Annotated in this window: 1 protein-coding gene; it reads right to left on the bottom strand. The window is 68.8% G+C overall.

The features are described 5' to 3' along the window. Window positions 1-18: 18 nt before the first annotated feature. Window positions 19-1,362 carry an IS701 family transposase gene (locus ACVCAH_RS37850; RefSeq protein WP_447141006.1) on the bottom strand — a complete coding sequence of 448 codons (1,344 nt, stop codon included), beginning with the start codon at window positions 1,360-1,362 and terminating at the stop codon, window positions 19-21. Between the last annotated feature and the right edge of the window lie 143 nt (window positions 1,363-1,505).

Raw genomic sequence — 1,505 nt, 5'->3', positions numbered from 1 at the left:
TACGGCAGCCGCCAATTGCTAGCTGACCAGGGCGTAGTCCCGGTTCAGCCGTGTGCGTTGGTGGAACCAGCGTGCGCGGGCCTGGTGACGGCGTCGCCAGTTGAGCCAGTGCGTGTCGTGGCCGGGTGGTTTCGGTTGGTGGAGGGCGTTGGCGAGGAGTCGTTTGACCTCGGGGACGGTCAGCGGGATCATTCCGGGCTCGGGTGGCGGCGGCTGGTCCGGTGTGCTCGGCGGCGGTGCCTGGGTGTCGGTGCGGTCGGTGAGGTGGGCGGCGGTGACCGCGCAGACGGCGAGGGCGGCCATGACCAGCACGGTGTGCCGCGCGATCGCGGTGTAGAGCCTCGCCTGGCACTGGTCCAGGCCGAAGTGGTCCTTGCTGAACTCGAAATCCTCCTCGACCGGCCAGCGCAGCCCGGCGGCGCGGATCAGCCTCGTCTTGGTCAGGGGTTGCCCCTCGGGCACATGGCAGTAGTGGAAGGCCAGCTCGCCGCTGCGCAGGTGACGGCGGACCAGCAGGTGATGCCGCGGCGAGGCGGTGGCGATCCACGCCCAGGCGTACCAGCGTTGTCCCTTTGATCCGGTACCGGCCGAGCGGACCTCCCACCGTTGCTTGTCCTTGGCCAGCAGCGTGACGGCCTGCGCGCAGGTCAGCTTCGTCTCGGAGGGCAGGTCGATCATGAAGGTGGAGGCGACTCGCAGCACGTACGCCTGCCCGTATTGCTCGAAGAACTCCCGCAACTGTGTGCAGTTGCCGTACACCTCGTCGCCGCAGGCGAAGTCGAACGCCAGGCCGTCGGCGAACGCATCAGCACAGATATCGATGGCCAACTGGCCCTTGGTGCGGAACTCCACCTCCGGCGGCAGCCCCATACCGGCCGAGGCCTGCGGGTCGGTGATGTGCTCGGCCGGGATCCACTGACGCGCCCCGATCAACGCGTGCCCCGTCTTCTCCCGAACGTAGGACAGGTGCACGGTGTTGATTCCGTTCGCGACTCGACCCGCGCACCCCATGTACTGCCGCTTCACCCCACACGTCGCGACGCCCTGCTTCGGCTGGCCCGTCTCGTCCAACGCCCCGACCACCAACCCACGCCGCCGCCGACGACCCGCCGCCGCGTCCAGACCCCCGGCCACGAACCGCCGAATGTGGGCCATCGCGGCCGTCGTGTCCCACACCGCCCGGTTCAACAACCGCTGCGTACGGTCCGGCGTGGCGTCCCCGACCTGCTCAGCGATGCTCCACCCGTTCCGCTTCGGCACCCGACTGACCAACGCCGAGATGTACCTGCCCGCGTGCTGCCACGTCTGCGTCCGCACAAAACACGACCGCAGCTCCTCCAACAGCTCGGCCCGTTCCCGCACCGCACGCCCGGCCGCTACCCTGGCAGCAGCAGCCGCCTTCGATCTTGTAGTCCTCACAAACACATGATCGACAGGCGGCTGCGTCCACTTCGCACGCCCCCACCGCATCCCGCGAGGTCAGACCGCCAATGGCGGCTGCCGTA

It is taken from the genome of Micromonospora sp. LZ34 (assembly GCF_052981855.1).
This window is presented reverse-complemented; position numbering and strand designations above follow the sequence as displayed.